General features: G+C 34.7%; 21 protein-coding genes. 18 read left to right on the top strand and 3 right to left on the bottom strand.

What is annotated here, in order from left to right; translation table 11 throughout:
- Positions 1-12: 12 nt before the first annotated feature.
- Together WNY98_RS14955 and WNY98_RS14950 are read right to left on the bottom strand one after the other, a co-directional pair.
- On the bottom strand, positions 13-2,016 hold the full coding sequence (locus WNY98_RS14955; protein ID WP_342878276.1) for an EAL domain-containing protein: 2,004 nt from the start codon (positions 2,014-2,016) through the stop codon (positions 13-15).
- Positions 2,000-2,695 (bottom strand): transglutaminase-like cysteine peptidase, encoded by a 696-nt coding sequence (locus WNY98_RS14950; RefSeq protein WP_342878275.1) that lies wholly within the window; start codon positions 2,693-2,695, stop codon positions 2,000-2,002. The genes WNY98_RS14955 and WNY98_RS14950 overlap by 17 nt, the downstream gene beginning before the upstream one ends.
- A gap of 295 nt (positions 2,696-2,990) precedes the next feature.
- On the opposite strand from WNY98_RS14950, the gene galU reads away from it, so the two are divergent.
- The 18 genes from galU to WNY98_RS14860 all read left to right on the top strand — a co-directional run bounded on the left by galU (position 2,991) and on the right by WNY98_RS14860 (position 23,930).
- Positions 2,991-3,884, top strand: coding sequence for a UTP--glucose-1-phosphate uridylyltransferase GalU (galU, locus tag WNY98_RS14945; RefSeq protein ID WP_101217161.1), 894 nt, complete (start codon positions 2,991-2,993; stop codon positions 3,882-3,884).
- A 102-nt stretch (positions 3,885-3,986) separates the two neighbouring features.
- Positions 3,987-5,444: a polysaccharide biosynthesis C-terminal domain-containing protein gene (locus WNY98_RS14940; RefSeq protein WP_101226479.1), complete on the top strand. Its 1,458-nt coding sequence runs from the start codon at positions 3,987-3,989 to the stop codon at positions 5,442-5,444.
- Positions 5,437-6,450, top strand: a complete 1,014-nt coding sequence (locus WNY98_RS14935) for a polysaccharide pyruvyl transferase family protein (RefSeq protein WP_101226480.1) — start codon at positions 5,437-5,439, stop codon at positions 6,448-6,450. The genes WNY98_RS14940 and WNY98_RS14935 overlap by 8 nt, the downstream gene beginning before the upstream one ends.
- On the top strand, positions 6,450-7,412 hold the full coding sequence (locus WNY98_RS14930) for a glycosyltransferase family 2 protein (RefSeq protein ID WP_342878274.1): 963 nt from the start codon (positions 6,450-6,452) through the stop codon (positions 7,410-7,412). Before WNY98_RS14935 ends, WNY98_RS14930 begins: the two co-directional genes overlap by 1 nt.
- A gap of 37 nt (positions 7,413-7,449) precedes the next feature.
- Positions 7,450-8,307 carry a glycosyltransferase gene (locus WNY98_RS14925; protein WP_342878273.1) on the top strand — a complete coding sequence of 286 codons (858 nt, stop codon included), beginning with the start codon at positions 7,450-7,452 and terminating at the stop codon, positions 8,305-8,307.
- Positions 8,300-9,517 carry an O-antigen ligase family protein gene (locus WNY98_RS14920; protein ID WP_342878272.1) on the top strand — a complete coding sequence of 406 codons (1,218 nt, stop codon included), beginning with the start codon at positions 8,300-8,302 and terminating at the stop codon, positions 9,515-9,517. Before WNY98_RS14925 ends, WNY98_RS14920 begins: the two co-directional genes overlap by 8 nt.
- Positions 9,514-10,476, top strand: coding sequence for a hypothetical protein (locus tag WNY98_RS14915; RefSeq protein WP_342878271.1), 963 nt, complete (start codon positions 9,514-9,516; stop codon positions 10,474-10,476). Before WNY98_RS14920 ends, WNY98_RS14915 begins: the two co-directional genes overlap by 4 nt.
- Positions 10,473-11,681: a glycosyltransferase family 4 protein gene (locus tag WNY98_RS14910; protein ID WP_342878270.1), complete on the top strand. Its 1,209-nt coding sequence runs from the start codon at positions 10,473-10,475 to the stop codon at positions 11,679-11,681. The genes WNY98_RS14915 and WNY98_RS14910 overlap by 4 nt, the downstream gene beginning before the upstream one ends.
- Positions 11,678-12,880 (top strand): glycosyltransferase family 2 protein, encoded by a 1,203-nt coding sequence (locus WNY98_RS14905; protein WP_182715292.1) that lies wholly within the window; start codon positions 11,678-11,680, stop codon positions 12,878-12,880. The genes WNY98_RS14910 and WNY98_RS14905 overlap by 4 nt, the downstream gene beginning before the upstream one ends.
- Entirely contained in the window at positions 12,873-13,589 is a 717-nt protein-coding gene (locus WNY98_RS14900; RefSeq protein WP_101216861.1) for a WecB/TagA/CpsF family glycosyltransferase, read from the top strand. Before WNY98_RS14905 ends, WNY98_RS14900 begins: the two co-directional genes overlap by 8 nt.
- A gap of 16 nt (positions 13,590-13,605) precedes the next feature.
- On the top strand, positions 13,606-14,004 hold the full coding sequence (locus WNY98_RS14895) for a 3-phosphoshikimate 1-carboxyvinyltransferase (RefSeq protein ID WP_342878269.1): 399 nt from the start codon (positions 13,606-13,608) through the stop codon (positions 14,002-14,004).
- A gap of 202 nt (positions 14,005-14,206) precedes the next feature.
- A complete protein-coding gene (locus WNY98_RS14890) occupies positions 14,207-15,610 on the top strand; it encodes an undecaprenyl-phosphate glucose phosphotransferase (RefSeq protein ID WP_342878268.1) in 1,404 nt (467 codons plus the stop codon).
- Positions 15,594-16,808 (top strand): outer membrane beta-barrel protein, encoded by a 1,215-nt coding sequence (locus tag WNY98_RS14885; RefSeq protein WP_342878267.1) that lies wholly within the window; start codon positions 15,594-15,596, stop codon positions 16,806-16,808. The genes WNY98_RS14890 and WNY98_RS14885 overlap by 17 nt, the downstream gene beginning before the upstream one ends.
- Positions 16,808-17,326: a polysaccharide biosynthesis/export family protein gene (locus tag WNY98_RS14880; protein ID WP_101216705.1), complete on the top strand. Its 519-nt coding sequence runs from the start codon at positions 16,808-16,810 to the stop codon at positions 17,324-17,326. The genes WNY98_RS14885 and WNY98_RS14880 overlap by 1 nt, the downstream gene beginning before the upstream one ends.
- 22 nt (positions 17,327-17,348) lie before the next feature.
- A complete protein-coding gene (locus WNY98_RS14875) occupies positions 17,349-19,556 on the top strand; it encodes a polysaccharide biosynthesis tyrosine autokinase (protein WP_342878266.1) in 2,208 nt (735 codons plus the stop codon).
- Between the two features lie 15 nt (positions 19,557-19,571).
- Complete coding sequence (locus tag WNY98_RS14870) at positions 19,572-20,300, top strand: CpsB/CapC family capsule biosynthesis tyrosine phosphatase (protein WP_101216707.1); 729 nt, start codon at positions 19,572-19,574, stop codon at positions 20,298-20,300.
- Entirely contained in the window at positions 20,293-20,994 is a 702-nt protein-coding gene (locus WNY98_RS14865; protein WP_342878265.1) for a VpsP family polysaccharide biosynthesis protein, read from the top strand. Before WNY98_RS14870 ends, WNY98_RS14865 begins: the two co-directional genes overlap by 8 nt.
- A 524-nt stretch (positions 20,995-21,518) precedes the next feature.
- Positions 21,519-23,930: a hypothetical protein gene (locus tag WNY98_RS14860; RefSeq protein ID WP_342878264.1), complete on the top strand. Its 2,412-nt coding sequence runs from the start codon at positions 21,519-21,521 to the stop codon at positions 23,928-23,930.
- Between the two features lie 598 nt (positions 23,931-24,528).
- Here the strand turns inward: WNY98_RS14860 and rsmF are convergent.
- The gene (gene rsmF, locus WNY98_RS14855) at positions 24,529-25,980 is read right to left on the bottom strand and encodes a 16S rRNA (cytosine(1407)-C(5))-methyltransferase RsmF (RefSeq protein WP_342878263.1); all 1,452 of its coding nucleotides are present in this window, start codon (positions 25,978-25,980) and stop codon (positions 24,529-24,531) included.
- Positions 25,981-26,047 lie beyond the last annotated feature (67 nt).

Below are 26,047 nucleotides of genomic sequence, written 5' to 3'. Positions count from 1 at the left end.
CTTGGTAGAGTATTAATTACAAAATTTTAGCGCATCGGTGCAAAAAGTAAACTCTTTATTTGCGCCATTATCATTAGTTTTTATTATTTTAGTTGGCGGCATTATTAAATTGCCCTGTACGCCATCGCAACCTAAATCTTCAAGTACCTTTAAAGTTTCAGGTTTTTCAATTAAACAAGCTAAAACTTTAATACCAAAGCCATGACAAATATTATTAACTGTTTGAATAAAAAATTGGCTTTGGGTGTTATCTAATAAATCTTGAATGTAGCTACCATCTATTTTTATATATTCTATATCCAACCCTTGCAAGTATCTAAACGAGGTTAAACTAGTACCAAAGTGTTCAATACACACACTTATGCCAATATCTTTTATTGCATCAATATGTAAAGAGGCAACATGCACATTATAAAGCAAGCTAATTTCATGTAATTCAAAAATCAAGTTTGTTTTAATAATTGCTTTAGTGTGAGCATAAAGAGTAAGCCATTCAATAAAGTCAGTTGAATACAACGAAGCCTTACTAATATTTAACGCAAATGTATCGTCTGGGTGTTGCTCTTTAACGTTTACAAAGTTACGAATTATTTTTTTGTCTAACTCTTCGGTTAAGTTAAGCTTTTCGGCCATAGCAAATAAATGGCCATTATTAACCTTTTCGCCTTCATGCGTAAAATGAGCAAACACCTCAAAATAGCACTGCTTGTTTTGTGAGTTGGTGCGTTTAACTGGCTGCACCGAAAAACTAACTTCACCAGTAGCAATAATTGACTGAATAAGCGAACGCCACTCTTTAACACTAAACAAAGTATCTCTATCTACTTTATTTACAGCCGAATCGCCAATAGTACAGCCAGTATCAAGCGCCGAAAGCACACTCCCGATAGATGAGCCTTTATCAACACTTACTAACGCTAAGTTAGCAAAACCATTCACGTGTAAGCTGTTTTTTTGTTTACTAAAGGCATCATTTATATCGAGGCGTGTTCTACTTAAAAATTGCATATCGAATGGGACTAAAGCAATAAAAGTACTACCGTTAAGTCTAAATATTTTAGAGTTGATTAAAGCACCAATCACATTTTGCAAAGTAACGCTTACATCATGTACGTGCTCGTCACCATCTTGGTAACTTACAGTTTGGTTAATATTAGCAAGTGAGGGGAGAGTAATCATCATTGCAGTGATTGGAGTGTCGCTAGTAATGGCGTCGACCAATGAGTTAAAGTGATTTTCAAACGAACGGCGGTTACCCAGTCCTGTGAGTGAGTCTACATATACTTCATCGGTAAGTGCTTGTGTTTGCTTTGTTAAAGAGTCAAAGGTGCTTTGTAAGTTCATTACCATATTGTTAATGGCTTTAGTTACAGTACGTAGCTCGCGTGCAACTGGTATTTCATCGTTTAATGTAAAGCGTTTACGCGTAACCAAGTGTGCTTGGTTTTCCACTGCTTTTAAAGGTCTAAACACTGCACGTAGTATTAAATATGCTACTGCAAGCGACGCTACCAATAATAATAAAGAACCATAAAAGCTGCGTTTAGTATGTTCCCATAGCGTTAAATACGATTGCCCAACATGGCTTGTTACTTCAAGCACTCCAGCCATAATCCAGCCATTGTTTAATTCTGATTGCATAGTAGGGGCTTTAAGCTTTACTGCTGTAATAAACCAATTAGGCACAGATTCAACGCGTTTTGGGCTTGTTAGGTCAAAAACTATTTTATTATCGGCGTTAGTAAATTTTATTTGTTTGTAATAACCGGAGTCGAAAATAGCGGTTGCCATGGTTTGGGCAATCATTAAGCTATCTTCTTCAAGGTAGGGCGATATTGAAAGCCCCAAGCTTGTTGCTGTATCTTGCGCGTGGCTACCCATTTGTGTTTGTAAGTATTGGCGAGTGGTATCAACGTCAGTAATTACGCGTACAAAAAAAGAAAGTACCGAAATCAATATAATAAGGCCATATACTTGGGTTTTTAAACTTAATCCATTTTTAAAAAGTCGAGACATAACTCGGTGTTCCTTTATCACTTTTGGCGGGCGCAAGCTCACCTTGTTCAATTCGCTCTAACATGGTGTTCCAGGCAGAAACACCACGGCTATTTTTTACTTTATTACCTAACCCTTTTGATTTGGCTAACCATAAACCTTGGCCATTAAAACTATAGATAGGTGTTAAGTCAGGGCGCTTATTAGCGGGTAGTAGTTTAGTGTTAAAATTGCCTAAAACAAAGGGGATTTGATCAGGAGTTTCAATATAAATAAGTACCATATGAGGTTGATTAACTGTTTTTTGACGTACATACATTAAACGTACTTTATCTTCGGGTACGCCCAGTGCTATTAACGTAAAGTATTTGGCAATTACGTAGTCTTCACAATCACCCATACCAACGCCTAAACTCTCAAGTGGGCTGGCCCAATAATCTTTTTGGTGCCAAAGCTCATCATCGGTTTTGTATTTAATGTGTTTATTAAAAAAGTCATTCACTAAATGGATTTTTTGCCATTCACTTTTATCAGCTGACTCATCTATAAAACTCAGCCAATTTTTTATACGTTTATGCCCTTCATCACCATACTGTTTTTGAGCGCGCGCAATTATATCGCTATTGCGTAAATACAAAAGCGTATTTTGTGCGCATACAAAAAAAGACACTAATAATAAAATGTTAAACCCTAAACGCACAAATGTTCCTTAAGTTTGTGTTCCATAATAGCTAAACAAGCCTAGTATAGTATTAGTATCTTTAAAAGGATAGGTCGTTAAAAAGCATTAGGCACTAAAGTGGTGCAATGCAGCTTACTTTTGGTGCAACATAAAATTAACAAAAAAACAATCAAAAAGTACTCTTTTATTATTGAGTGCATTATTGTGTTGTGTATAATAGCAATGTCACACGGCATGTGAAACGCTCGAAAAGGAATTTTAGCTTAATAATTCCTTTTTTTGTTGATTAGCAAAAATAATGAAAGGAATTAAAGTGAAAGTTTTAAAAGCAGTATTACCTGTAGCTGGCCTTGGCACGCGTATGTTACCAGCCACAAAAGCCATCCCTAAAGAAATGCTTCCTCTGGTAGATAAACCTTTAATCCAATACGTAGTTAACGAAGCCGTAGCAGCTGGTATTAAAGAAATCGTGCTTGTTACACACGCTTCAAAAAACTCGATTGAAAACCACTTTGACACAAGCTTTGAGCTAGAGGCCACACTAGAGGCGCGCGTAAAGCGTAGTTTACTAGAAGAGGTTCGCTCAATAGTACCAAAAGATGTAACCGTGATTTCTGTTCGCCAATCAGCACCACTAGGCTTAGGCCATGCTGTTTTAGCAGCGCGCCCAATTGTTGGTAATAACCCATTTGCAGTAATGCTACCCGACGTAATTATTGATAAATACAAATCAAATTCAAAAACCGACAATTTAAGCCAAATGATCGACCGATTCGACAAAACAGGCTACAACCAAGTAATGGTAGAGCCCGTACCGCAAGAGCAAGTGCATCAATATGGTGTAGTTGATATAGCTGGTAAAAAAATAAATGCAGGCGAAAATGCAACCATTAAAAATATGGTAGAAAAACCAAATAACGATGAAGCGCCAAGCAATTTAGCTATTACAGGTCGTTATGTTGTATCTACAGCAATTTGGGATTTACTAGAATACACCCCTCCTGGAGCTGGCGGTGAAATACAACTTACTGATGCTTTACTGCAATTACGCCACCTAGAAACACTTGAAGCCTACCATCTAAAAGGTAAATCTCATGATTGTGGTTCTAAATTAGGTTATATGTTGGCCAATGTAGAATATGCAATGCAATCAAGCCATATGGGTAAAGAGTTTACTAAAGCAGTTAAAACATTAATTAACGAGTAACAAATTATTTATTATAAAAAAATCAAATGACATTTAGTTTAACTGGTTACGTGACGAATTTTGCAAAATGTTATTTACAGCACCACTTAAAAGGAATTGGATTTGTTAAATAAGCTCATAAGTGGTGCTATATTTAATGTAGTAAATATTATATTTCAAGTTTTTATAGGACTTTTAGTATTTAGAGAAATGCTACATTACTTTGGGGATCATAACTTCGGAGTCTGGTCTCTATTAATGGCTGTGTTGTCACATATTGTTTTATTTGAATTTGGCCTCGGATCAATTATAGCCAGAGCAATATCAGTAGAACGGGAGAAATTTCAGCGAGGACCTTTAATAAGTACTTCATTTTTTTGTATCTTCATCTTAGCTCTATTATTTAGCTTACTGGTATTAATCAGTCTGTTTCTAATATCAAATAATGTTATAAATTTTTCATTTAGTAGTAATGTAAATACCTATTTAATAATCTTATTTTTAGCTGCTAATTTCGCACTGAATTTTGTTTCTGGTGCATTCCAGTCATACTTAATAGGAAATTTTTATGTCGTTTCTACAAACCTAGTCCGATTTATTTCAAATCTTGCAAGAGGGATAACCATATTATTAGTGATCAATTATGACCTTGGGATAATATCAGTTGCTATCACATTCTTCATAATTGCACTATTTGAGTTTGTTTGTAGATTAATCCTTAGTTATAAAGCGGGTTTCAAATCTGACTATAAATTATCGTCAGTTTCTATGGATTCCTTCAATTATTTAAAGGTGAGAGGATCTAGGCTGTTTTTTTTAAGGCTAAACGATTACATACGAAACAACTCGCCGATTTTATTGGTAGGTTTTATTATCGGTAGTGTTTCCGTAGTGCCACTTCGTGTAGTGGGACGGCTGATGGAAATATATGTAGAAATATCCTCATCTATTAATTATCTTTTAACGCCTTACTTTAGCAAATATATAGATGATATAGAATCTACTAATTCTAAGTTTAAACTGAGTATTATTGTTGCGACAACTCTTTCCTTAACTATATATCTAAATATAGTTTTTCAAGGTGAGTGGTTCTTAGGAGTCTGGTTAGGCGATTTTTCTGAGGTTACGTTAGCAGCATTGCAAATAATTTCATTTGGCTTTTTTATAGCTAATATGCAAGGGCCATGTACTGCTATTTTGATATCAAAAGATAAATATAAATCAATATCCTATCTTACAATTAGTGAGAGTTTATTGACAATTATAATAAGCCTTTTAATGATCAGTTACTTCGGGGTTTTAGGTGCTGCATATGGTGTTTGTATATCGCTTTGTGTTATTAGAGGTATTATGCAACCTATTATTATTTCTCGTATAATGGGAATTAAAATTTTTGATTATTTAAAGTTGATGTTATTTCCAATTTTAATTATTACATCAGGTTTTTATTTAATTGACTTACTCTCAGCTTTATTGCTGGCGAATTATCATATTAACTATACGTTAAGTTTCATGATTACTGAAGCTTCGTTATATTTAATCTTATTTACTATTATATATATACGGATAAAAAATGAATAATGTTCTTATAGTGTATGGCTATAATAATAAAAACTTGGGCGATGATTTAATGTTCGCGTCAATTATAAATAACACAAACTACGAACGTTATTTCTTTTATGGTAACCAAACGCAACCAGAGTTCGTTTCAAAAAAAGTTGAGTTTATTAAGTATGGCCGCGCTCTCCCATTAAGATGGAAGTTTAAAGCTGACTTCGCTGTCATTGGTGGGAGCGTAGTTATGGGTAAAGAAGATAAACATTTTAATATGATTCGACAAAAGGTTCGTTTTTGCATATTAAATAAAATTTTTGGAGGTCATAACTTTATAGTCGGTGCAAACCTAGGGCCCTACCGTGATAAAAGTGAGTATTTAGGTTATCTAAAAAGTCTAAATGCATGGGTCGATAAATGGTTGTTAAGGGACTCTTTTTCGCACTCCTTGATTGCTGAAACTGGTACAAAAAAAAGCATAAAAATGCCAGATATTGTGATGGGTTTTCCAGTAGACAAATATAAATCTATTAAGAGTGAAAAGTGCGTCTCAATTTCAGTCACTAAGGTAGAAAAGGACGGTAAAGGTAATATTTCATCAACACCATATATCGATGAAATAAAGCAATGGGTTAGTTTTTATATTGCTTTGGGTTACACAATCGAATTTGTTAGCTTTGAGGATTCTGTTGACTTAGAAGTAATTAATTTAATTTTAAATCGCGTCAATAATGAATACTTAGATAAGATTAAAGTGGTTAAATACAACAAAGATGATGTTCTAATTTCATTAGCTAAAGCTGAAATTGTGATTTCGACAAGATTCCATTCAATGGTATTGGCTGCTTTGCTTGATAAAAAACAAGTCATTTACTCTTATAGTGATAAGACGAGTAACTTCGCAAAGGATTATGGCTTCATCGTTCACCCTGTAACAGGCGTTATAGAGGGTAAGAACGCATATCAAACTACATTTGAGCAAAGTGATATTGACTTGGCAAAAAACTATCCAAAACTTTTAATGAGTAAATAATGAAAATTAGCGTTGTTATACCTTGTTACAATGGTGAAAAATTCATTAGAAGCGCCATTAACTCTATTAACAATCAAACTTTACAACCGTTTGAAATTGTAGTCGTTAATGATGGTTCAAAAGACGATTCTTTAACAGTACTTAATGAGTGTGAGAAAGTAAGTAAAGTCCCTTTAAAAATTATAGATCAAGAGAACGGTGGGGTGTCTTCTGCGCGAAATGTTGGTATAGCAGCCGCCGAGGGAAATTGGATAGCCTTTTTGGATGTAGACGATCTTTGGTACCCCAATAAACTATCACTACAAGCATCTATAATTTCCAAATGCTCAGAAAAAGTAGGGTTAATTTGTACTGATTATCATATCGATTCTAAAGAGGATATTAACTCAAAGTATAACAATTCAAGACTAGTCTCTAAATTAGTTGATCGAGAAGTTGAAGGTGAAGAATTTCAATTAAACTTTATAGAGGAAAACTTTATTGGCACAGCCAGTGTGATGCTTTTTAATAAAAAGTTGGCGCAAAAGATTGGCTGTTTTGATATTAAGTTTAACCACTCAGAAGACTTTGATTTTATTTTACGTTTTTCTCAATATGCATCTGTATACATGAAAAATGAGCCTTTGGTTTTAAAACAGCATCATGGTGACAACCTCACTGATGACCTTGCTTTGTATTACCACAGCCATGCAATCTCACTAAGAAAAAACATCGATTCAACAGGTAACTATTTTAGAAGCAACTTTAGTTCTCAAGTAATAAAAAGTATGAAGTTATCACATGATAAATTTTTAAAAGAATATTCAAATATATTGTTTGAAAGAAAACAGCTTTTAGGGATCAAAAGTTACCTTTTTGGAATGTTTAAAGTTTACACCTTTGAAGGCTGGCGGATCAATATTCTTGGCCTTGCTGGTAAGCTATTAAGAATGCTTTCTCTTAACTTGATTAAAAGAAAATAAAATAATTATTTATAAATCTCGCATCGGGAACTTGAGAATGAATTTACAAAAAGTCACTGTTTACATTACAACTTATAATCGACTTGAGCTTTTAAAGCGTGCAGTAGACTCCGTTTTGGCCCAGTCTTATCAAAATATTGAGATTATTGTTGCTGATGATGGTTCGACAGACGGTACTCACGCTTATTTAAAAGAGATGCAAGAACAAGGTTTATTACTGAGCACTATCAATGAAACCGGTAAGTCTAAAGGAGCATGTTATGGGCGAAATAAAGCGTTATCTTTAGCCACAGGTTATTTTATTACTGGTTTAGATGACGATGACTATTTTGAAAATTGGCGAATTGATAGTTTTGTTCAGTATTGGTTTAAATTAGAGCAAGAAAATACTAATGACATAGCAGGTTTGTTCGATGGTGTATTAGAGGTTCGTGAAAATGGCGAATTTACGCATAATAATTCAGAATGTGTCGATTATGACATGCTTAGATCGCTCAATTACATTGGTAACCAAGTATTTACTAAACGGGATTATTTTTTAAAAATAGATGGCTTTGATGAAAAAATGCCTGCACTACAAGACTGGGATACGTGGATACGATTGGCTAAACAATATGGGATATTTAAAAATATAAAAAAGAATTCTTATATAATAGTTCAGAACCATGGCCTAGAACGGATTTCGGAAAAAAAAGCAAATAACATCAGAAAAGCTTTTGAACGCTTAAATTTAAAACATAAACCTTCAAACCTGAAAGAAAGATCATCTAGGATAGTAGCTATGTGTAACTATTCACAGATTAATGTAAAAGTAAGTGAGCTACTTATATTACTCATTACTTTTGAGTTTAGAGTTATATTACGCCGAATCAAGAAGGCATTAGAGCGTGTTTAAAAATAGGCTTTTTTTACATTCTCCGGCTCTATTTTTTATTTTATTTTTTAGAGCGTCACTAGACCCAGTTTTAGAGTTTACTAAAATTGGTGGTATTGGTTTGGGGGCACTGCTTAACCTTTTAGTGGTAGTGTTATTTTTTATTTGTTGTAAAAATAATAAGTTTGCTTTACCTAAGTCTTTCTTATATGTATGGGGTGCATTCATTTGCATAGGCATGGCATCTATTATCGTGTCACCAGATAAAGTTCAGTCACTGCGCTCTTTTTTTTCAATCTTGACATATTGGGCAATGTTTTGTTTTGTCTACTTTTTTGTTAAAGATGATCATGATTTAAAGTTCTTTTTAAGATTTACAATTTATAGCTCTATAGTTCCTTTTATCTTTGTGTTTTTTGAATTGTTATTTCCTGAGGGAAGTACTACCAGAAATGGATTTAGACTGTTCGGTAGCTTCTCTCACCCGAATATATTTGCTTTTTATTTGGTGTTAATCACTACACTTTGTTTTTTTTGTATAAAAACTAGACTTTTTATCTTTTCAAAACAATTTATTAGAAGAGTAAAAATCATTTTATTTATTAGTCTAATTTGCTTAGTTATGACTAAAACTAGAAGTGCATGGTTAGCATTAATTATAATGTTCTCCGTATATGCACTTTTAATTGAAAGAAGGTACCTATTATATTTATTTTTATCATTATTAATGCTTTTATTGATACCTGAAGTGCAAGATCGAGTATTGGATATTTTTTCAGGTTCTGGTGTAGATAGCTTAGATGTGGGCGAAAGTTTAAATTCTTATGAGTGGCGAAAAGTGGTTTGGTTTGCCTCTTGGGATTACATAGCAGAAAGACCATTTCTAGGCCACGGCTATGACACTTTTTCTTATTATTTTTTAGATTTTTTTCCATTAGAAGAAAGTAAAGGATTTGATGCACATAATGCATATGTACAAATCACCTTTGATATGGGGTTCTTAGGACTATTCGCTTATCTTCTAATCTTTACCTTTATTATGAAGCGCCTCTTAATACAGTTTAAAAAGGATAAAAAAGGGACGTCAATTATTATTGGCTTAGTAATATCTTACTTAGTCGCTGGCTATTCAGACAATATGTTATTTTATCTATCCTATAACTGGTATTTTTGGGGCTTATTGGGTGGCTTCTTTTTTAAAAAAAATTCATGTAAAAGGGCGGTTATATGAATATTTCCAAGTTAGATATCTCAGTATTATTAAGAGCAATATCGATATTTTCTATTGTTGCTGGTCATTTTCATTGGCTTGGCATAGCCGGCGGGGCTTATTATCTTATTTTTTTATCTGGTTTTAACTTTGTTCTTTTTACTGCAAAGAAAGCAATAGACTCTAAGGTAACTAACGCTGAGTTTAATGCTAAAAAATTTTATCGTATATACTTCTCTTTTATATGGAAAATAGTTTTACCCACTCTGCTTTACACTGTTTTTTTATATAGTGTGTTAGGTGAGTTTCATATAGGAGGGCTTTTATTAATTTCTAATTTTTATGGCCCTGATTATGCCAATGGTTTAACCTTCTGGTTTATCGAAGTTTTAATACAAATATATTTACTTTTTTCAATTGTTTTTTATATAAACACTAAGTTTTTTGTTTTTCATAAAAGCCCTTATTATTTCATGCTGGTTGGCTTTTTAGTAAGTTATACAGTTTCTATTATCTGTAGGTTAACGTGGGATACATCTTATTATTTAGATAGACTACCTCACTTAATGATCTATATGTTTTTCGCCGGAGGCATGGCTGCACTTAGTAAAAACATTCGACTGAAAATGATTACTACTTCAGCATTGAGTATAATATTGATGGATCTAATCTATTTCGGATGGAGTAGTAGAGTTTTATTTTTATATTTTGGCTCGCTGTTTACAATATGGTTACCTTATATTCTTCTCCCAAGAGTTATAAATAAAATAGTTACTATTGTAGCTTTTTCATCGATGTTTATTTATCTAACACATTTTCAAACATTGTCATTATTAAATAAAATTTTTAGTTCTGTTTCTCCTGGACTAGCTGTATTGATGTCATTTTTAGTAGGAATAGTTATTACTAAGGTATGGAAGAAAAGACATTCATATTTAGAACGTATGTTTACCATACTACATATAAAGGAAAATAAGTGAATATTACATATTTTATAAACCAGTATCCGAAAGTAAGCCATACTTTTATACGTAGAGAAATATTAGAGCTGGAAAATAATGGTTTTAACGTACAACGAGTTTCACTTAGGGGGTGGGATACTGAATTAAAAGATAGCGTTGATATAGAAGAGCAGGCTAAAACAAATTATGTCCTTAATAGCGGGCTTGCAGCGTTATTACCGGCGTTTTTAAAGTCTTTTGTTAGCTCACCAAAAAAGTTTGCTAAAGCACTAAAATTGGCATTAAAAATGTCTAAAATGTCAGAAAGAGGCATGCTTTATCATATAGTCTACCTTATGGAGGCATGTACGTTAGCTAATTATGCAAAAGTAGTGAAGAGTTCACATATACATGCACATTTTGGTACAAATTCGACAGAAGTAACAATGCTAGCGAGTATCCTCTCGGGTATTGATTATAGTTTTACTGTGCATGGACCAGAAGAATTTGATAAGCCACTAGGCTTGCATCTAAAAGAAAAAATAAGTCATTCAAAGTTTGTTGTTGCAATTACTAGCTACTGTCGTTCGCAATTATTTAGGTGGGCTGATTTCAAAGATTGGGATAAAGTTGAAATTGTCCACTGCGGTTTAGATTCGGATTTTTTAAAGGGCCAACCAGCTCCTCCAGTAAGTAACAATGTAAAAAAGTTATTATGTATTGGCCGTCTTTGCGAGCAAAAAGGACAGTTATTGCTGCTTAAAGCTTTGAAAAAAGTTTTAGATGAAGGTGAGAATGTAGAATTAGTTCTTGCTGGTGATGGCGAGATGAGAGCTGATATAGACAAATATATTGCAGATAACAGCTTACAAGATAATGTTAAAATTACCGGATGGATTAGCTCTAATGAAGTTCATGATTTGCTATTGCATTCTGATGCAATGATTTTGCCCAGTTTTGCCGAGGGGCTCCCAGTAGCAATTATGGAAGCTTTAGCCGTTGGGCGCCCAGTGCTCGCAACTTACATAGCAGGTATCCCAGAACTAATAACACATAATAAACAGGGGATTTTATTTCATGCCGGTGATGTAGTAGCTATAAAGGAAGCTATAAAAAGCTTTATTAATATGCCAGACGACGAGATTAAAAATATGGTTTCTTCTGGGTATGCTTCTGTAAATGAAAGACATAATATTGAGACAGAGGCTAGAAAATTAGCGTTATTAATAAAAGGTGATAAATGATTACTTTTTTTAGTGTAATAGCAAGTTTATTTATATTGCTATTTATAACCTTTCCAAGCTTATTTTTATCAGCTGAACTACTACTAGGTCTCTTAAATAAACGCGTCGCTAATAAAGTTGATTTTAATAAAAATGAACTAGAAGGAGTATACATTGTTATACCTGCACACAATGAAGAAATGATTATTAAAGACACTTTAGTAAAATTGAAAAGTGAAGTTAATTCTTTATCTAAAGTTTTAGTTGTTGCAGATAACTGTACTGACGCTACAGCGCCTATTGCTGAGGCATTAGGCGCTACAGTAGTTATACGAAACAACAATGAACTTTTAGGTAAGGGTTATGCTATTCAAGCTGGAGTTGATTATTTACAAGCTCTATCACCTGAAGTTGTTATTGTGTTTGACGCTGATTGTGAGTTTACGAGCGGAAGCTTTAATAAATTAGCTAAACGATGTATTGATGAAAACTCTGTCATTCAATCGGCATACATTATGAAATCGCCGGAGCATGCAGATATAAAAATTAAAGTAGCCGAGTTTGCTTGGTTTGTTAAAAATGTCATTAGGCCAAAAGGATTGGCGCTATTTAATATAAACTGCCAACTACAAGGATCTGGGATGGCATTCCCTGCGAGTGTATTAGAACAAGTTTCTTTCTCATCTGGCAGTATTGTTGAAGATTTAGAGTTAGGGTTAAAGCTTAATGCTATGAACGAGGCAGTAATTTTTGATAACTCTTCTTTGGTTATTAGTTATTTTCCTACTTCTGCAGCCGGAACTGATAGCCAACGAACACGTTGGGAGCATGGACATTTAAGCTCCATTAGTATGCTCCCAAAGAAATTTTTGCAAGCTTTATTAACGTTTAAAATCAAGAGTTGCTTTACTATATTAGATGCCATGTTACCGCCCACAGTTTTATGGTTGTTTATTGTGTTTGGTAGTACCTTTTTATGCTTTGTATTCATGTTATTTAATGTATTTATGCCCTTTTTACTTTCGGTTACTTCATTAATTACTCTTTTGTTTAGTTTAAGTTTAGTCTGGTTTGTAGCTGCTAGGCATATTATACAAACTAAAGATATTTTATTAATGTATAAATATATTTTCTCTAAGCTAACTGTTTATAAAACTTTTATTACAAAAAGACAGAAAAAGTGGGTGAAAACAGATAGAAGTGGTGGCCGAAATGAGTAATGAAAAAATTCTAAATAAAATTAGCTATTTAGAGAGTAAAGATTTAGATACTTTTATTGATAACTTAATTACGACTAATAGGCCAGTCTCTTTAGGTTTTGTAAATCAACATAGCATAAATCTAATGCACAGTGATGAAGCCATTTATGAGCAGTTTCTCTCTCTATCTTACCTCCTTCGAGATGGTATAGGTGTCAAGCTAGCTTGCAAATATAAAGGTATAGACCCTAAAGATAATTTAAACGGAACAGATTTTATTCCTAAAATTATTAACGCTATTAATAAGTCTGACCGCGACGTTAATTTTTTTGCTTTTGGTACTTCTGAACCGTGGTTAAGTGAAGGTGCTTTTAATCTTTTTAAGACTGAAGATGTCATTACTGAAAATGGTTTTCAAGATGAAGATGTATATATTAAAAATTTTAAGTTAAACGCTCAAGAAAACGCTCTTAATTGCGTTGTTCTTGCTATGGGGATGCCAAAACAAGAAAAGCTGGCAGAGTTATTGTCCAAAATTCAGGTCCCCTCAATAATAATTTGTGGTGGAGCTATAATAGACTTTCAGGCTGGAAAAGTTAAAAGGTCGCCCGAGATCCTTAGAAAGCTAGGGTTAGAGTGGTTATATAGGCTTTTATCAGAACCTAAACGACTTTTTAAAAGGTACGTGATAGGTATTCCAAAGTTTTTTTATAATTTAATAGTCAATTAATTTTCAGAGGTTTTATTTGTCTAATATTAAGAGAGATCCCGCCATTTGCAGTTTACTTAATAGAATGCCTGAAAGTGTACAAAATAGCTTTACAGAAGAGCAGTTGGTGCATCTCAAGATTGCTATAGGTGCCAGACAGTGGGGACGCCATACAATTGATTTTAGAGGGGTAGTAAAGTTTTTCAAATATAGGTACTACTATGTTTTGTTAGCAGGTAGAAACAGAAGAGACCTTAGTGAAAATGAAGAAAAAGTAGCTTGGTTTTTACAAATATTATTTATTAGTTTAATTACGTTTGTGGCAATTGTTTTTCTTATGTTAATTATTTATATTGTTAAATCTGCTTTGGGGATTAATATACTTGAAAATTATTCATTTGGTTTATGGGATTCAATAATTAAACTCTTCGAGTAAATATTTATAATTTGTTTAATAAAGTTTATGAGCATTTTCATTTGTTTATTTATTGCCATTAACTGGTTAGTTAATGGTTTGTTGTTTAAGATTAATGTAGTCATAATTACTAACTTAGTTGAATGAACTTATTTGCTCAGGTAGAATTAAGAGAGTTTAGTAATTCTAAATTTATATAAAGATACCTATAGGGATACATAGTATGAAATCTTCACGGACGTTCAAGCCAACGGGCTCGTCTGATGCTAATTTTTATCGGTTATTCGATATTTTTGCATTATTTTTAGCCTTTCAATGCTCAGCTTTATTCTATAGCTTTGAGCTAAATCCAATATATATGGTATCAGTTCTTAGCGTAGCATTAACCTTTCTTTATTGTGCTGAAATATTCTCGGCTTATCGCTCTTGGCGTGCTGGGAAGTTTAGAACTATGGTGCTTTGTGCTTGGGGTGCTTTACTCATGGCCTTTGCTGTTTTGCTCTTTATATCTTTTACTTTTAAATTTACGGATTCGCTCTCTCGAATTGGTTTGGGACTGTGGTTTTTGCTTAGTATTGTTTTTTTGTATACTTGGCGCCTAGGTGTATATTTATTTAAAAGAAATAGAAGAAAGCTCGGGCTAAATTTGCGTAATGTTGCAATAGTTGGAGCAACAGAATCAGCCGTTAATTTATATGATGAAATAAATAAAAATGATGAACTTGGCTTTAAATTTTTAGGTTTTTTTGATGATAGACAACCAGAACGCCTTTTTGAAAATTCTACTAAGCACGATGTAGCTGGGCGGATCCAGCATGCGGTCGATGCAGCGCGTAATGGGGAAATGGATGTTTTGTATATTGCTTTACCTATGAAGGCAGATAAACGCATTGCTGATATTTTGCGCCAACTAGGCGATACTACGGTTGATGTACATATTATTCCTGATTTTTTAATATCTAACTTAATACATGCACGTATTGAACATGTTGGTGATGTTGACACATTAAGTGTGTTTGAATCGCCTTTTATAGGCGCGCGCGAATTTATGAAACGCACTGAGGATATAATTGTAGCCTCTATTATATTAACGTTGATATCTCCTATTCTTATTGCAATTGCTCTTGCTGTTAAATTTACATCTAAAGGGCCTGTAATTTTTAAGCAAGACCGGTACGGATTAGATGGGCGTAAAATTAAAGTATGGAAGTTTCGCTCAATGAGTGTTACCGAAAACAGTGCAGTGGTTACACAAGCTACTAAAAATGATGCACGTATAACACCTTTAGGTGGTTTTTTACGCCGTACAAGCCTTGATGAGTTGCCGCAATTTATAAATGTTTTGAAAGGCGATATGTCTATTGTAGGGCCACGGCCTCATGCTGTTGCCCATAATGAGGAATACCGTAAAAAAGTAGAGTTTTATATGTTACGCCATAAAGCTAAGCCAGGAATTACAGGTTGGGCGCAAATTAATGGCTGGCGCGGCGAAACCGATACTCTTGATAAAATGGAAAAACGTGTTGAATTTGATTTACATTATATTAAACACTGGTCTTTATGGTTTGATGTTAAAATTATTTTTATAACAATTTTTAAGGGATTTAAAAATGCAAATGCATACTAAAAAACTAGTTTCATTAAGTGCTTTTTTAACTGTGGTTGTGGCTACACCTGTAGCAGCTAACTTAAAGCCTGGTAGTGTTATCACTAAAGATGGTGCTGAAATTACACCGACTTTACAAACAGGTATTAGCAGTAACAACAATTTTTTTAGCACACCAGAAAACGAAGAGTCGCGATTAATCTGGACTATTACTCCTAATATAAAAGCGGCGATTGAAGATGGCCCAGACAGCTATAATCTTGATTTGCGTTCAAGTAGCTCGTTACATAATAAAGATACCGCTGACAATTTCACTCAAGTAAATATTGGTGCTGGTGTGCATAAAGAATTTACTAGCCAACATCGTTTAGATATTAACGGTGATGCCGATTGGCTATATGAACCTCGAGGTAGTGGCTTAACTGAAGGTCTTGGTGATGCTGTTAATGAGTTAGTTAAATATCAGGAGCAAAATGTCTTAGCGCGATACGAATATGGTGCACAAAGCTCAAAAGCACAAGTTGCTTTGAAAGCTGGTTTTTTTAGTAAGAAATATCAAAACTTTAGAGAAGTATCGCAATATCGTGATTATGATAAATCGTTAATTGGCGTAACTGGCTACTATAATACTCAAGCATCAACTCGTACCTTTTTAGAGGTTAAACAAGAAAACTATCGTTACGACTCTCTGCAAGCTAATGGTATATCACGCGATAGTGACGACGTGAAAATACTAATAGGTATGGAGTGGGAAGCGACAGCCGTTACTTCAGGATCATTTAAGTTGGGTTATCAAAATAAAGATTTTAGCTCAAATGAGCGTGAAAGCTTTAGTGGTTTAAGTTGGGAGGCTGGCGTTAGTTGGCAACCACTTAGTTACTCTACCGTGCAATTTAAAACTAGTCGCTCAGCTAAAGATCCTTTAGTGCAGGGCGATTACATTAAAGAAAGTATATATGGTGTTAATTGGACTCATAGCTGGAGCGATTATTTAAGCTCACTAGCGGGGCTTAGTTATACTAATGAGCAATACACTGGCGATATTGGTCGTAAAGATAAAACTAAAAGCGCGCGTTTAGGTTTAAACTATGTTGCGAGTAAGTTCGGGATGGTATCTACCTATGTAGACTTTATTGATAAAGATTCTACCCAAAGCGCAATAGAATTTGATCGTATTATTGTAGGTATCAATTTTACATTTGCATTAAAGGCTAATTAATGAAGTTTATTTTTAGTTTAACGCTGCTATTTTTAAGTAGCGTTTGTTTTGCTCAAACTGCACACAGTTATGTATTAGGTGCAGGCGATAAGGTTGAAATAAAAGTATTTGGACAGCCTGATTTAGAAGTTACTGCATTATTAGGGAATAGTGGAGAGATCAACTACCCGTTTTTAGGAAAAGTGAAACTTGCAGGTCTTAACACTTCTGAGGTTGAGCAGGTTATCACTCAGGGATTAAAGCCTGACTACTTAGTTAATCCAAATGTTTACGTTCAGGTTGTTCAATATAGGCCTTTTTACATACATGGTGAAGTTGAAAACCCAGGGGCTTACCCTTACCAGCCGGCTATGACAGTTAACCAAGCCATCGCCCTAGCGGGTGGTTTAACTGAGCGAGCCTCTATTGATAAAATTTATATTTTTAAAGAGCAGACTAAACAGCAGCAACAAAAAGGTAGCTTAAATAGCCAAATTGCAGCGGGCGATACTATAAAAATTGAACAACGCTTGTTTTAAGCAATCTATAAGGCAGTATTTAATGAACCAAATAAATGAAAGTATAAGCAATAATGAAGAGATTATTGACTTTGGTGCTTATCTCAATGTTGTAAAGCTTGCTAAATGGCGAATTTTAGGGTTTTCTATAATAGTTACACTTCTTACTATTATGGTTTCACTTACCTTAGTTCCTAAGTATGTAGCCACAGCTACATTATTAATTGAAGCAGAACAGGCTAAAGCTGTTAGTTTTCAAGAAATATATGGCTTAGATTCTAATAAGAAAGAATATTACCAAACTCAGTTTGAAGTAATAAAGTCAGACAGTATAGCCCGTGAAGTTATAACTAAGCTGGATTTAAAAAGCCATAGCGACTTTATTGGAAAACCTTCAGCTATTGGGGAGTTCAAATCTTTTGTTAAAAAATCTTTGCCTTTTTTAAATAAAAAAGATACTACAGTATATTCTCCGCAAGAACAGGCTGAACGTAAAATGATTGGCTTATTGGCCGCATTTAGATCTCGTCTAACAGTATCACCAATCTCTAAAACTCAGTTAGTAAGAGTAAGTTTTGAGTCGAGTGACCCAAAATTAGCTGCGCTTGTAGCTAATACTGTTGGTGAAGTTTATATCGAAAGCCAAATACGTGCCAAAATGGGTATTACTCAACAAGCATCAAGTTGGTTAAACACACGTCTAGCGCAATTACGCATTCAGTTAGATAACTCAGAAGAGCGTTTGCAAGCTTATCGAGAGAAACAAAAATTAGTTGATATTGAAGGTATAGCAGGACTTGCCACACAAGAGCTTGAGCAGATTTCTCAGCAGTTAATTGTTGCGCGTAAAGAAAAAAACAACCTTGAAAGTATCAACAGGGTAATTAGCGAATATGGTAATAACAACCTGGATCTGTTAGGCAGTATGCCGGAAATAACATCACACCAAGTTATCCAAAATGTTAAAAGAGAAGTGGTCATAGTTGAGCGTAAGCTAAGTGAGCTAGGTGAGGTGTATGGCCTTAAACACCCTCGCATTATTTCTGCGAAAGCAGAACTTGCAACCGTTCAAAGTAATTTGAATAAACAGATAAAAGGGCTTGTAACAGGTATTGAAAAAGAGTTAAACCGAATTGCGCGCACTGTGAGTGCTCTCGAGGGGGATTTAGCTAAAATACGTGCTGAATATCAAGATATTACTCGTAAAGAGACTCAATATAATCAATTGAAGCGTGAAGTAGAGACCAATCGAAATATATTTAATACGTTTTTATCACGTTCAAAAGAAACTGAAGTTACTAGTGATTTTAGCTCTGCAACTGCGCGCTTTACAGACCGTGCATATACGCCTAGAGACCCATCAAAACCAAATAAAAAGCTCATTGTTGCACTTGCCTTTTTTGCAAGCCTAGGCTTTGCACTAGTTATGAGTATTATATTTGATGCGCTTAATGACACTGTTAAAACTAAAAATGATGTTGAAAACAAGTTAGCTCAGCGTATGTTAGGGTTATTACCGCACGTACCGATGCCTAAAAAGAGTGTATTTCCGATACATGCGTACCTTGAGGATAATTATAGGCGTTTTGCAGAATCGGTACGTACTTTTAGAACTAGTTTGTTATTAACTCAGTTAGAGCGGGATCATAAAGTAATTGCAGTTACTTCTAGCTCATCGGGGGAGGGGAAAACGACCACTTCAGCTAATTTAGCGATGTCGCTTGCACAAATGGGTAAAGTATTATTAATTGATGCTGACCTACGCAAGCCAAGTATTGCTAAACGCTTTGATATTCCGGTATTTCACCCAGGGTTAAGCAATTTAATAGTGGGTACTGAACAGTTAACTGAATGTGTACATGTTGATGTAGAATCGGGCGTAGTTATTATGCCAAGTGGCCAAATTCCTAGTAACCCGTTAGAACTTTTATCTAACGCACGCTTTAGTGAAGTAATAAAGAGACTTAGAGCTGAATACGACTATATAATCATTGATACACCACCGACACAAGCCGTGAGTGATGCATTAGTTATAGCGCAAAGTACAGACTCAGTAATTTATGTTGTTAAAGCGGATATTACGCGTATAAAACCTATTAAAGCGGGTATTGAGCGTTTATTTGAAGCTAAAGCGCATGTTGCAGGTATTGTGCTTAACCAAGTAGATATGGGTAAAAGTAAAGACGAACACAGCCATGGCTATTACGACTATTACGACTATTCACAAAAGCCTGAGCAGCCAAATGCATAGTAAAATGGTAAAGCAGTGATTGATATTCATTCTCATATTTTGCCAGGAATTGATGATGGTGCTAAAGATTTAATGGAATCTTTAGCACTATTAACTATTGCACAAAATGATGGTATTACCCATATGGTTGCCACGCCTCATATACATATTGGGAGATTTAATAACTCGGTCTCACAATTGTATAGCGAGCTTGCTAATTTGAAAGCACAGGCATTAGTAAATAATATTAATATTAAGCTAGCTGTAGCCGCTGAAGTTAGGCTTGATGTAGAGCTAATGAGTTTGGTGCTTGGTAATAAACTCCCGTTCATTGGTACGCTTAATTCAGTAAATTATTTACTATTGGAGCTACCACACTCTCATGTACCGCAAGGTTACGATAAGTTTATAAATTGGCTAGCCAAACAAAATATAAAAGTGATTATTCCTCATCCTGAGCGTAATCGTGATATTCAAGTAAATCCCTTTTATATTAATCGTTTAAAGCAATTAGGGTGTGAGTTTCAGTTAACAGCGTCAAGCATTGAAGGTGCATGGGGCGAAACTGCAAAAAATATTAGTATAGATATGCTAAAAAACGGTTTAGTAACTTATGTTGCATCTGATGCCCATTCAGTTAAGCGCAGGCCGCCTATTTTGAGTAAATCTAAGCAAATAGTTAGTGAGCTAATTGGTCAAAATGATGCACATGATTTATTTTTTACTAACCCAATGCGTTTAACTGAGTCGTTGTTTAATGAGTAATTTAAATACAAACCGCCTCACACAAATTGCAATACTTGCAGTTGCTACATTAGTTATAGGTTATCAGAGTTTACAAAGTATGCGTGCAAATACATGGTATTTTAATGCAGTCAATATTTTAAAGCAGCCTGTAAGCACAATTACTCCTGAAGAGCTAGAGCTTGCAGATAAGGCAATTACATACGCAACAAGCCAAGACCCTTTACAGCCTCATTACTGGCAGTTAAGTGCTTATATAAAAATGCTCAATCTAGCTGTAACTAGCGAGCAAAATAAGAATAAGCTTTTGGTTTATCAACAAGCAGAAAAAGATTTATTAAAGTCATTAGAGTTAAGGCAAACATGGTCAGAAACTTGGATTGCACTAGCGCAAGTAGTTAGTTATCAAGAAGGGCCTACAGAACGAGTATATGAGTATATTCAGCAGGCTAAAAAATTTGGGCCGTACAAGTTTGATGTGCAGCTTGGCATTATTCAAATAGCGTTAATGAACTGGCAGCAACTTTCCCCAAAATATAGAGCATTGTATGTGGCCGAGCTTAACTCTTCAGTTAAGTATGGCAATAAATTTTATGAGATTTTTATGTTCGCAGAGAAAATTAATCGTTTACCTACAATATGTTTATCGCTACAATTCGGTTCTCGTTTTGAAGTGATTAGAAGTAGTTACATTTTTAAAGATTACTGCGGCTAAAATGTATACCCCCTCTCAGAACCGAGTACAAAGCCAATGCGGACTGATTCTTTTTTTGATTCTTTATCGATTTATAACAAGTTTGATTTAGCTTTCTCAATGCTACACCTAACGCTAGCATCTTTATTTTCCCAGCGGTTAGAAGTCGATTTTTTTATGCTTTAAGATCTGGGCTATGTTTACCAGCACTAATTGTTGGTAAAAATATATTGGATCGAATTCTGGATGGACCAAATATACTCAGTGTTTTTCTCCCTTAAAAGGACCTGATTTATCTAGCTTAGATATTAGGCCTCATATGCTTCAGCTTGCTTAGCTATTGATAAGTTTTTAGCTGAAAATAAATAGAGTAACTTTTGGGCATTACCTTCTTAATAAAAATATTAATATACTTTCGGCTTGTGTACTCTCTAAGGTATTACTAAACTCAATGAAGACACTTATCAACATGTCTACTACTTAGCTGTCTCTAGCTAACTAAGCAATCCATTTTCAATCTGACTAAGCATAAAGAGGAGTTTCTAATGAAAGTCCAATCAAGCGCTATATTAATTAAACTTTTAACTATTTCTTTTTTTATATTTTTATTGTCTATAAGTAAAGGTTATTCCAAAAGTTTTCAAGATGAATCAAAACACCAATTAGGTGATAGACTTTTATCTACTTTACTTGCGAATGAGGCGCACTCACACGCACTCACAGATGCCATAGCTTCATTGTCAAAAAGTGATGACATTATTTATTTGAATGATATGCAAATAAAAACAACTATTGAGCTGTACAAAAATGGATTTCTCGAAGCTATTTCTGATAGTAAATATAAACGTTTATTATCTTTAGAGGAGCGTAGTCCTTCAAAGAGGATAGAAATATTACAAACTTTATTTATTCTATTTCCTAGTAGTACTCAAGCCATAATTTCCTATCTAATTAAAAATAACCTTTATGATAAAGAAACTCTGTTTTCAATTTTTTTTAAGAGTAAACCTGATCTTTCAGTTGCTTCAGAAAATACAACTGAACCTGACATTATGCGAATTGGATGGGGAGGGGGAGGTGCCTTCAGTAGTATTGTTGAGTATAAAAACGAGGTTTATGCATCTTCTGATGTTACAGGAGTATGGAAGTATTATGGAGATAGCTGGCAGCCATTTGTAAAAGGACTTACAAACTATAATATTACTGGTCTTTTAGTTCACAACGACACTTTGCTAGCTGTAACAAAAAAACAGGTTCTTGAACTCATAAATGATGTTATGTGGTCCCCTGTAGGTTTAAAGTTAAATACCTACCGAAGTACTACTCTTCAGTTATTTTCAACATCGCAAGCAGGTACTACTTGTTTTGCGGCATTAGAGGCTCAATTAGGGTGTATAGATATTTCTGGTGATGTTACAAAAAAGCCACTTTCAATTGATAAATTAAAAGGGGTTTATTTTGATGAGAGTCCAGATTATATATATGGTTATAATGGCACTAATTTGTACCGAATAAATCTTCTTGATGGTAGCCACAGACTTGAACACACCTTTAAAGAGAATATCCTACGCATTGCGCGAATAAGTGGTAATGCAAACGCTTTTGTTTTCACAACTAAAGGAGTTTACGACCTCAATTCTCACGTACCTATAAACGCAGATCTAGCTAATAAAAATATAGTAAATGTTTTTATTGATAACAGATTGGATAATAAGAATTTTATAGCTTTAGGGAGTACTTGGAATGTAAGCCTGTATGAGTTAATTGTAGAACCTTTTGGGTTGTCATTAGGTTCGAAGGTGTCTGTAAACTATGATACATCACTACCTTATAGGAAGTGGCGTAAATCTATAACTAAACCAATTGGAATGCCGAGTGCGGTTAAGGGTAGCATATGGTTTAGTGATTACTGGGGTATATATCAACATGATAGAAAATCGGGTAATTTCTATGAGAAGTCTTATAACGCAAGTAACTTTGTAGGCACTGATATTCATATTGATAATGAAAAGCTATATATTGCTAGTATGGATAATGGCTTGGTATTAATGGAACTGAATCAACCAAACCAATTTATAAATATTTTCCCTAGAACTTCTGGAGACTGGTTATTAGCTGGACACTCATGGTCAGTGGAAACTAACGATGAGGCTGTTTTCGCTACCTTATCTCCTTGGAATTTGCCCCAAGACTATTTGATAACTGCAGATAAAAATAACAATTTTATTAATGTGCAAAGAATAGACAGTTCTCAAAGTAGAAATGATAGTGGTTCTTTTTGGGGGCAAAGTTATTCAAGGAAAATTTCAATATCAGAAAATATTTATGTATACAAGGATGGGGACAATGGTGGTTTGTATAAGTTATCACCGTCTCTTGATGAGAATATTGAACAAAGTACCAGTGAAAAAGTATTTTCGACTAATCATAATAGAGTTTATCGTGCCCTTATAAAAACCGATGACTTTATAGTGACATATCATATTGATGATGAGGAAATGATGTACTTTCATGATGTTGATAATGGAAGCTTAATCAAAACGGTAAAAGCTCCAAGTGGCTTTTGGGCTTTCAATCTTGAGTATATTGATGAATCTCTATACCTTTTAGGTTCACTTGAGAAGGCTGTAATTTACAAGTTTAACGAACGTGATAGTACCTTTACTGAAATAGTTAACGAACCTTCATCCTCTGCTTTTTTGAGTATGAAACAAGCCCCTGACCATTCGCTCACTATTGCGGGTTCAGTAAGCTGGGGGGGAGAGCCTAATGGTAAAGTGCTATTAAATACTTCACAAAACAATGGCTGGGCAGATATGACGTGTTTAATGGCGAACGAAAGTGGTGTTGTAGATATTGTCTATACTGACGATAGTCGGTTTGTATATCTTCTTCAACAGGTCGGCTCTATAATCAGGATCAAAACCTCTATTTTGAAAGATTACCAAGGCTGCTAAGTTTAGCTAGATAAATACTCGCAGTTTAATTAGTCCTTCAACTTAGTTGCTCTCTCAACTGCACGAAACAAGGCTTCAGTAAATATAGTTTGTTGTGGGCAATATAATTAGCGATGGATTTATGTGGAAGCTAGTATAGTTTCCAGCTCATAGGGTGTCAGCATAACACTATAGCTCTGAGTTAATATTAGGGCATATTAATAGCTGTAAAAAGAAATTGCTTTACAATTAGAATAAGGCCATTTTAAATATGCCTAAAATAGTAGCTTGGTGTTCTTAACTGGTGAAATGCATTATTAAAATACTAATGCAAAAAGGCTTATTGATTTTTAACTACTTCTAATAGTGTAGTGTTTTTTACTTTTTTGGTAAGCAAACACTCTATTAATCAAAAAAGCCCAGAGCTATTTTTGCTCTGGGCCATAAAGTGACTCTAAATTGAGTCTAGCGTTAACTAAAAACTTTCTGGTTCGTTAGGGAGAAGAAGAAAGTACTTAAAACTATAGTAAAGCTACTCAATAAAGCATAACTAATTTCGCCACCTGGTTACATTTGATAACAAAGTATTAGATTAATTATGCGTGATTTGTACTTTGGTTTAAACCCAGCTTATTAACTGCGTATTTTGCACTAAATCTCGTGGTAGTGAATTTTTGATCTTATTTTTTTGCCATTTACCCAGCCCAATAGGGCAGCCGCACAGTGTTAATACTACTTCGCCTATAGTTTGAGTTACTTCAGTTAAGCGTATATCTTTACCTTGAAAATAATCATTTGCTTGCTCGTTATTTAAAGCAAATATATTCGTTTTGCATTCGTTGCCAAATACGGTTGCAAACTCGTGCGTCAGCCTTACGCCGTTTTTATGAATAATTCCAATTTGAATACCTAAGCGTGCGTACTTAATTTTGTTTTGTGCGGCTTCAAACCCCTCAGGAAATAACCACAGTTCTTTATCACGCTGCATTAAGCTGCCAGGCAGGTTAGTTAACCCAAAGTGCTTTTTAAGCGATTGCATAAACGAGGCGCTTTGTTTTTTATCAAACTCGTTAAACGGAAACGCACCTTTTTTAACAGTTTGATTTGGGTTATCGCAACTTGCGTGTTTTTTAAATTTAGCAATAAAAAAGCCTTCGCTATCAAATGTTTGCGGCCATACGTGTAAATAGCCTTCAGCGGTAGTGGCTTTACTTGCACCTTCAAATAAGTCGCTTAGGGATTGCGGTGCTATGTAGTCACCAAACTCACTGAGTAAATAATCGCACACTTGTTGGTTTTCGAGCGGGGTAAGTGTACAAGTTGAGTATACTAAGGTGCCACCTGGCTTTAATGCGTAAAATGCGCTTTTAATTAAGTCTTTTTGTACTTGGGCTATTTGTATGTTTGATTCTATTGACCAATTTTTAAGAGCGTCGGCATCTTTACGTACAGTCCCTTCGCCAGAGCAGGGCGCGTCTAGCAATATGCTATCAAAGCATTCAAACATGTAGTTGCCAAATATAACGCCATCAAAGTGCGAGAGCGCACAGTTACCAACGCCCATACGTTTGAGTGTTGCGCTAAGTACCTTTAAGCGAGATGACGAAAGCTCATTTGCAACAAGCACGCCTTGGTTATTCATAAGCGCAGCTAGTTGTGAGGTTTTAGACCCCGGTGCTGATGCCATATCAAGCACGAAATTATTTTGAGAGTCTGCGAGTTTAATGCTTTGTTTTAAGGCAATAGGGGGCAGCATTGAACTTGCTTCTTGTACATACATAGCACCACTTAGATGTAAGTCGGTATTACCAAGGGCTAGGTTTTGTTCTTCATTGCTTGGGCGCTCTAGCCAAAAGCCTTCACTGCACCATGGGATAGGCGTTAGTAGCCAATTTTTTTCAGTTGCACGTTTAACAAATTCTTCAATGCTAATTTTTAATGTATTAACGCGGATAGATTTTCTGAGCGGCCTGCGACACGCATTTAAAAAGTCATCTAAGTTTAGATGCGCTGGTAAATAGGTTTTTACGTCGTCAATAAAGTGCTCAGGAATAAAAGTGTTGGCGTTCACGCGTTAGCTCATACTATAAAAATAAAGCGCGATAATAGCATTTATATAACGCATTTTCAGCGCTTAA

Source organism: Pseudoalteromonas sp. AS71 (assembly GCF_038900275.1).
Lineage (GTDB): Bacteria > Pseudomonadota > Gammaproteobacteria > Enterobacterales > Alteromonadaceae > Pseudoalteromonas.
Note: the sequence above shows the minus strand (reverse complement) of the source record. Positions and strands in the feature narration are given on the sequence as shown.

Excerpts from the sequence above, each read along its gene's own strand:
- WNY98_RS14955 (WP_342878276.1), bottom strand. The coding sequence starts at position 2,016 with ATGTCTCGACTTTTTAAAAATGGATTAAGTTTAAAAACCCAAGTATAT.
- WNY98_RS14935 (WP_101226480.1), top strand. The coding sequence starts at position 5,437 with ATGAATAATGTTCTTATAGTGTATGGCTATAATAATAAAAACTTGGGC.
- WNY98_RS14930 (WP_342878274.1), top strand. The coding sequence starts at position 6,450 with ATGAAAATTAGCGTTGTTATACCTTGTTACAATGGTGAAAAATTCATT.
- WNY98_RS14925 (WP_342878273.1), top strand. The coding sequence starts at position 7,450 with ATGAATTTACAAAAAGTCACTGTTTACATTACAACTTATAATCGACTT.
- WNY98_RS14915 (WP_342878271.1), top strand. The coding sequence starts at position 9,514 with ATGAATATTTCCAAGTTAGATATCTCAGTATTATTAAGAGCAATATCG.
- WNY98_RS14905 (WP_182715292.1), top strand. The coding sequence starts at position 11,678 with ATGATTACTTTTTTTAGTGTAATAGCAAGTTTATTTATATTGCTATTT.
- WNY98_RS14900 (WP_101216861.1), top strand. The coding sequence starts at position 12,873 with ATGAGTAATGAAAAAATTCTAAATAAAATTAGCTATTTAGAGAGTAAA.
- WNY98_RS14890 (WP_342878268.1), top strand. The coding sequence starts at position 14,207 with ATGAAATCTTCACGGACGTTCAAGCCAACGGGCTCGTCTGATGCTAAT.
- WNY98_RS14885 (WP_342878267.1), top strand. The coding sequence starts at position 15,594 with ATGCAAATGCATACTAAAAAACTAGTTTCATTAAGTGCTTTTTTAACT.
- WNY98_RS14880 (WP_101216705.1), top strand. The coding sequence starts at position 16,808 with ATGAAGTTTATTTTTAGTTTAACGCTGCTATTTTTAAGTAGCGTTTGT.
- WNY98_RS14875 (WP_342878266.1), top strand. The coding sequence starts at position 17,349 with ATGAACCAAATAAATGAAAGTATAAGCAATAATGAAGAGATTATTGAC.
- WNY98_RS14865 (WP_342878265.1), top strand. The coding sequence starts at position 20,293 with ATGAGTAATTTAAATACAAACCGCCTCACACAAATTGCAATACTTGCA.
- WNY98_RS14860 (WP_342878264.1), top strand. The coding sequence starts at position 21,519 with ATGAAAGTCCAATCAAGCGCTATATTAATTAAACTTTTAACTATTTCT.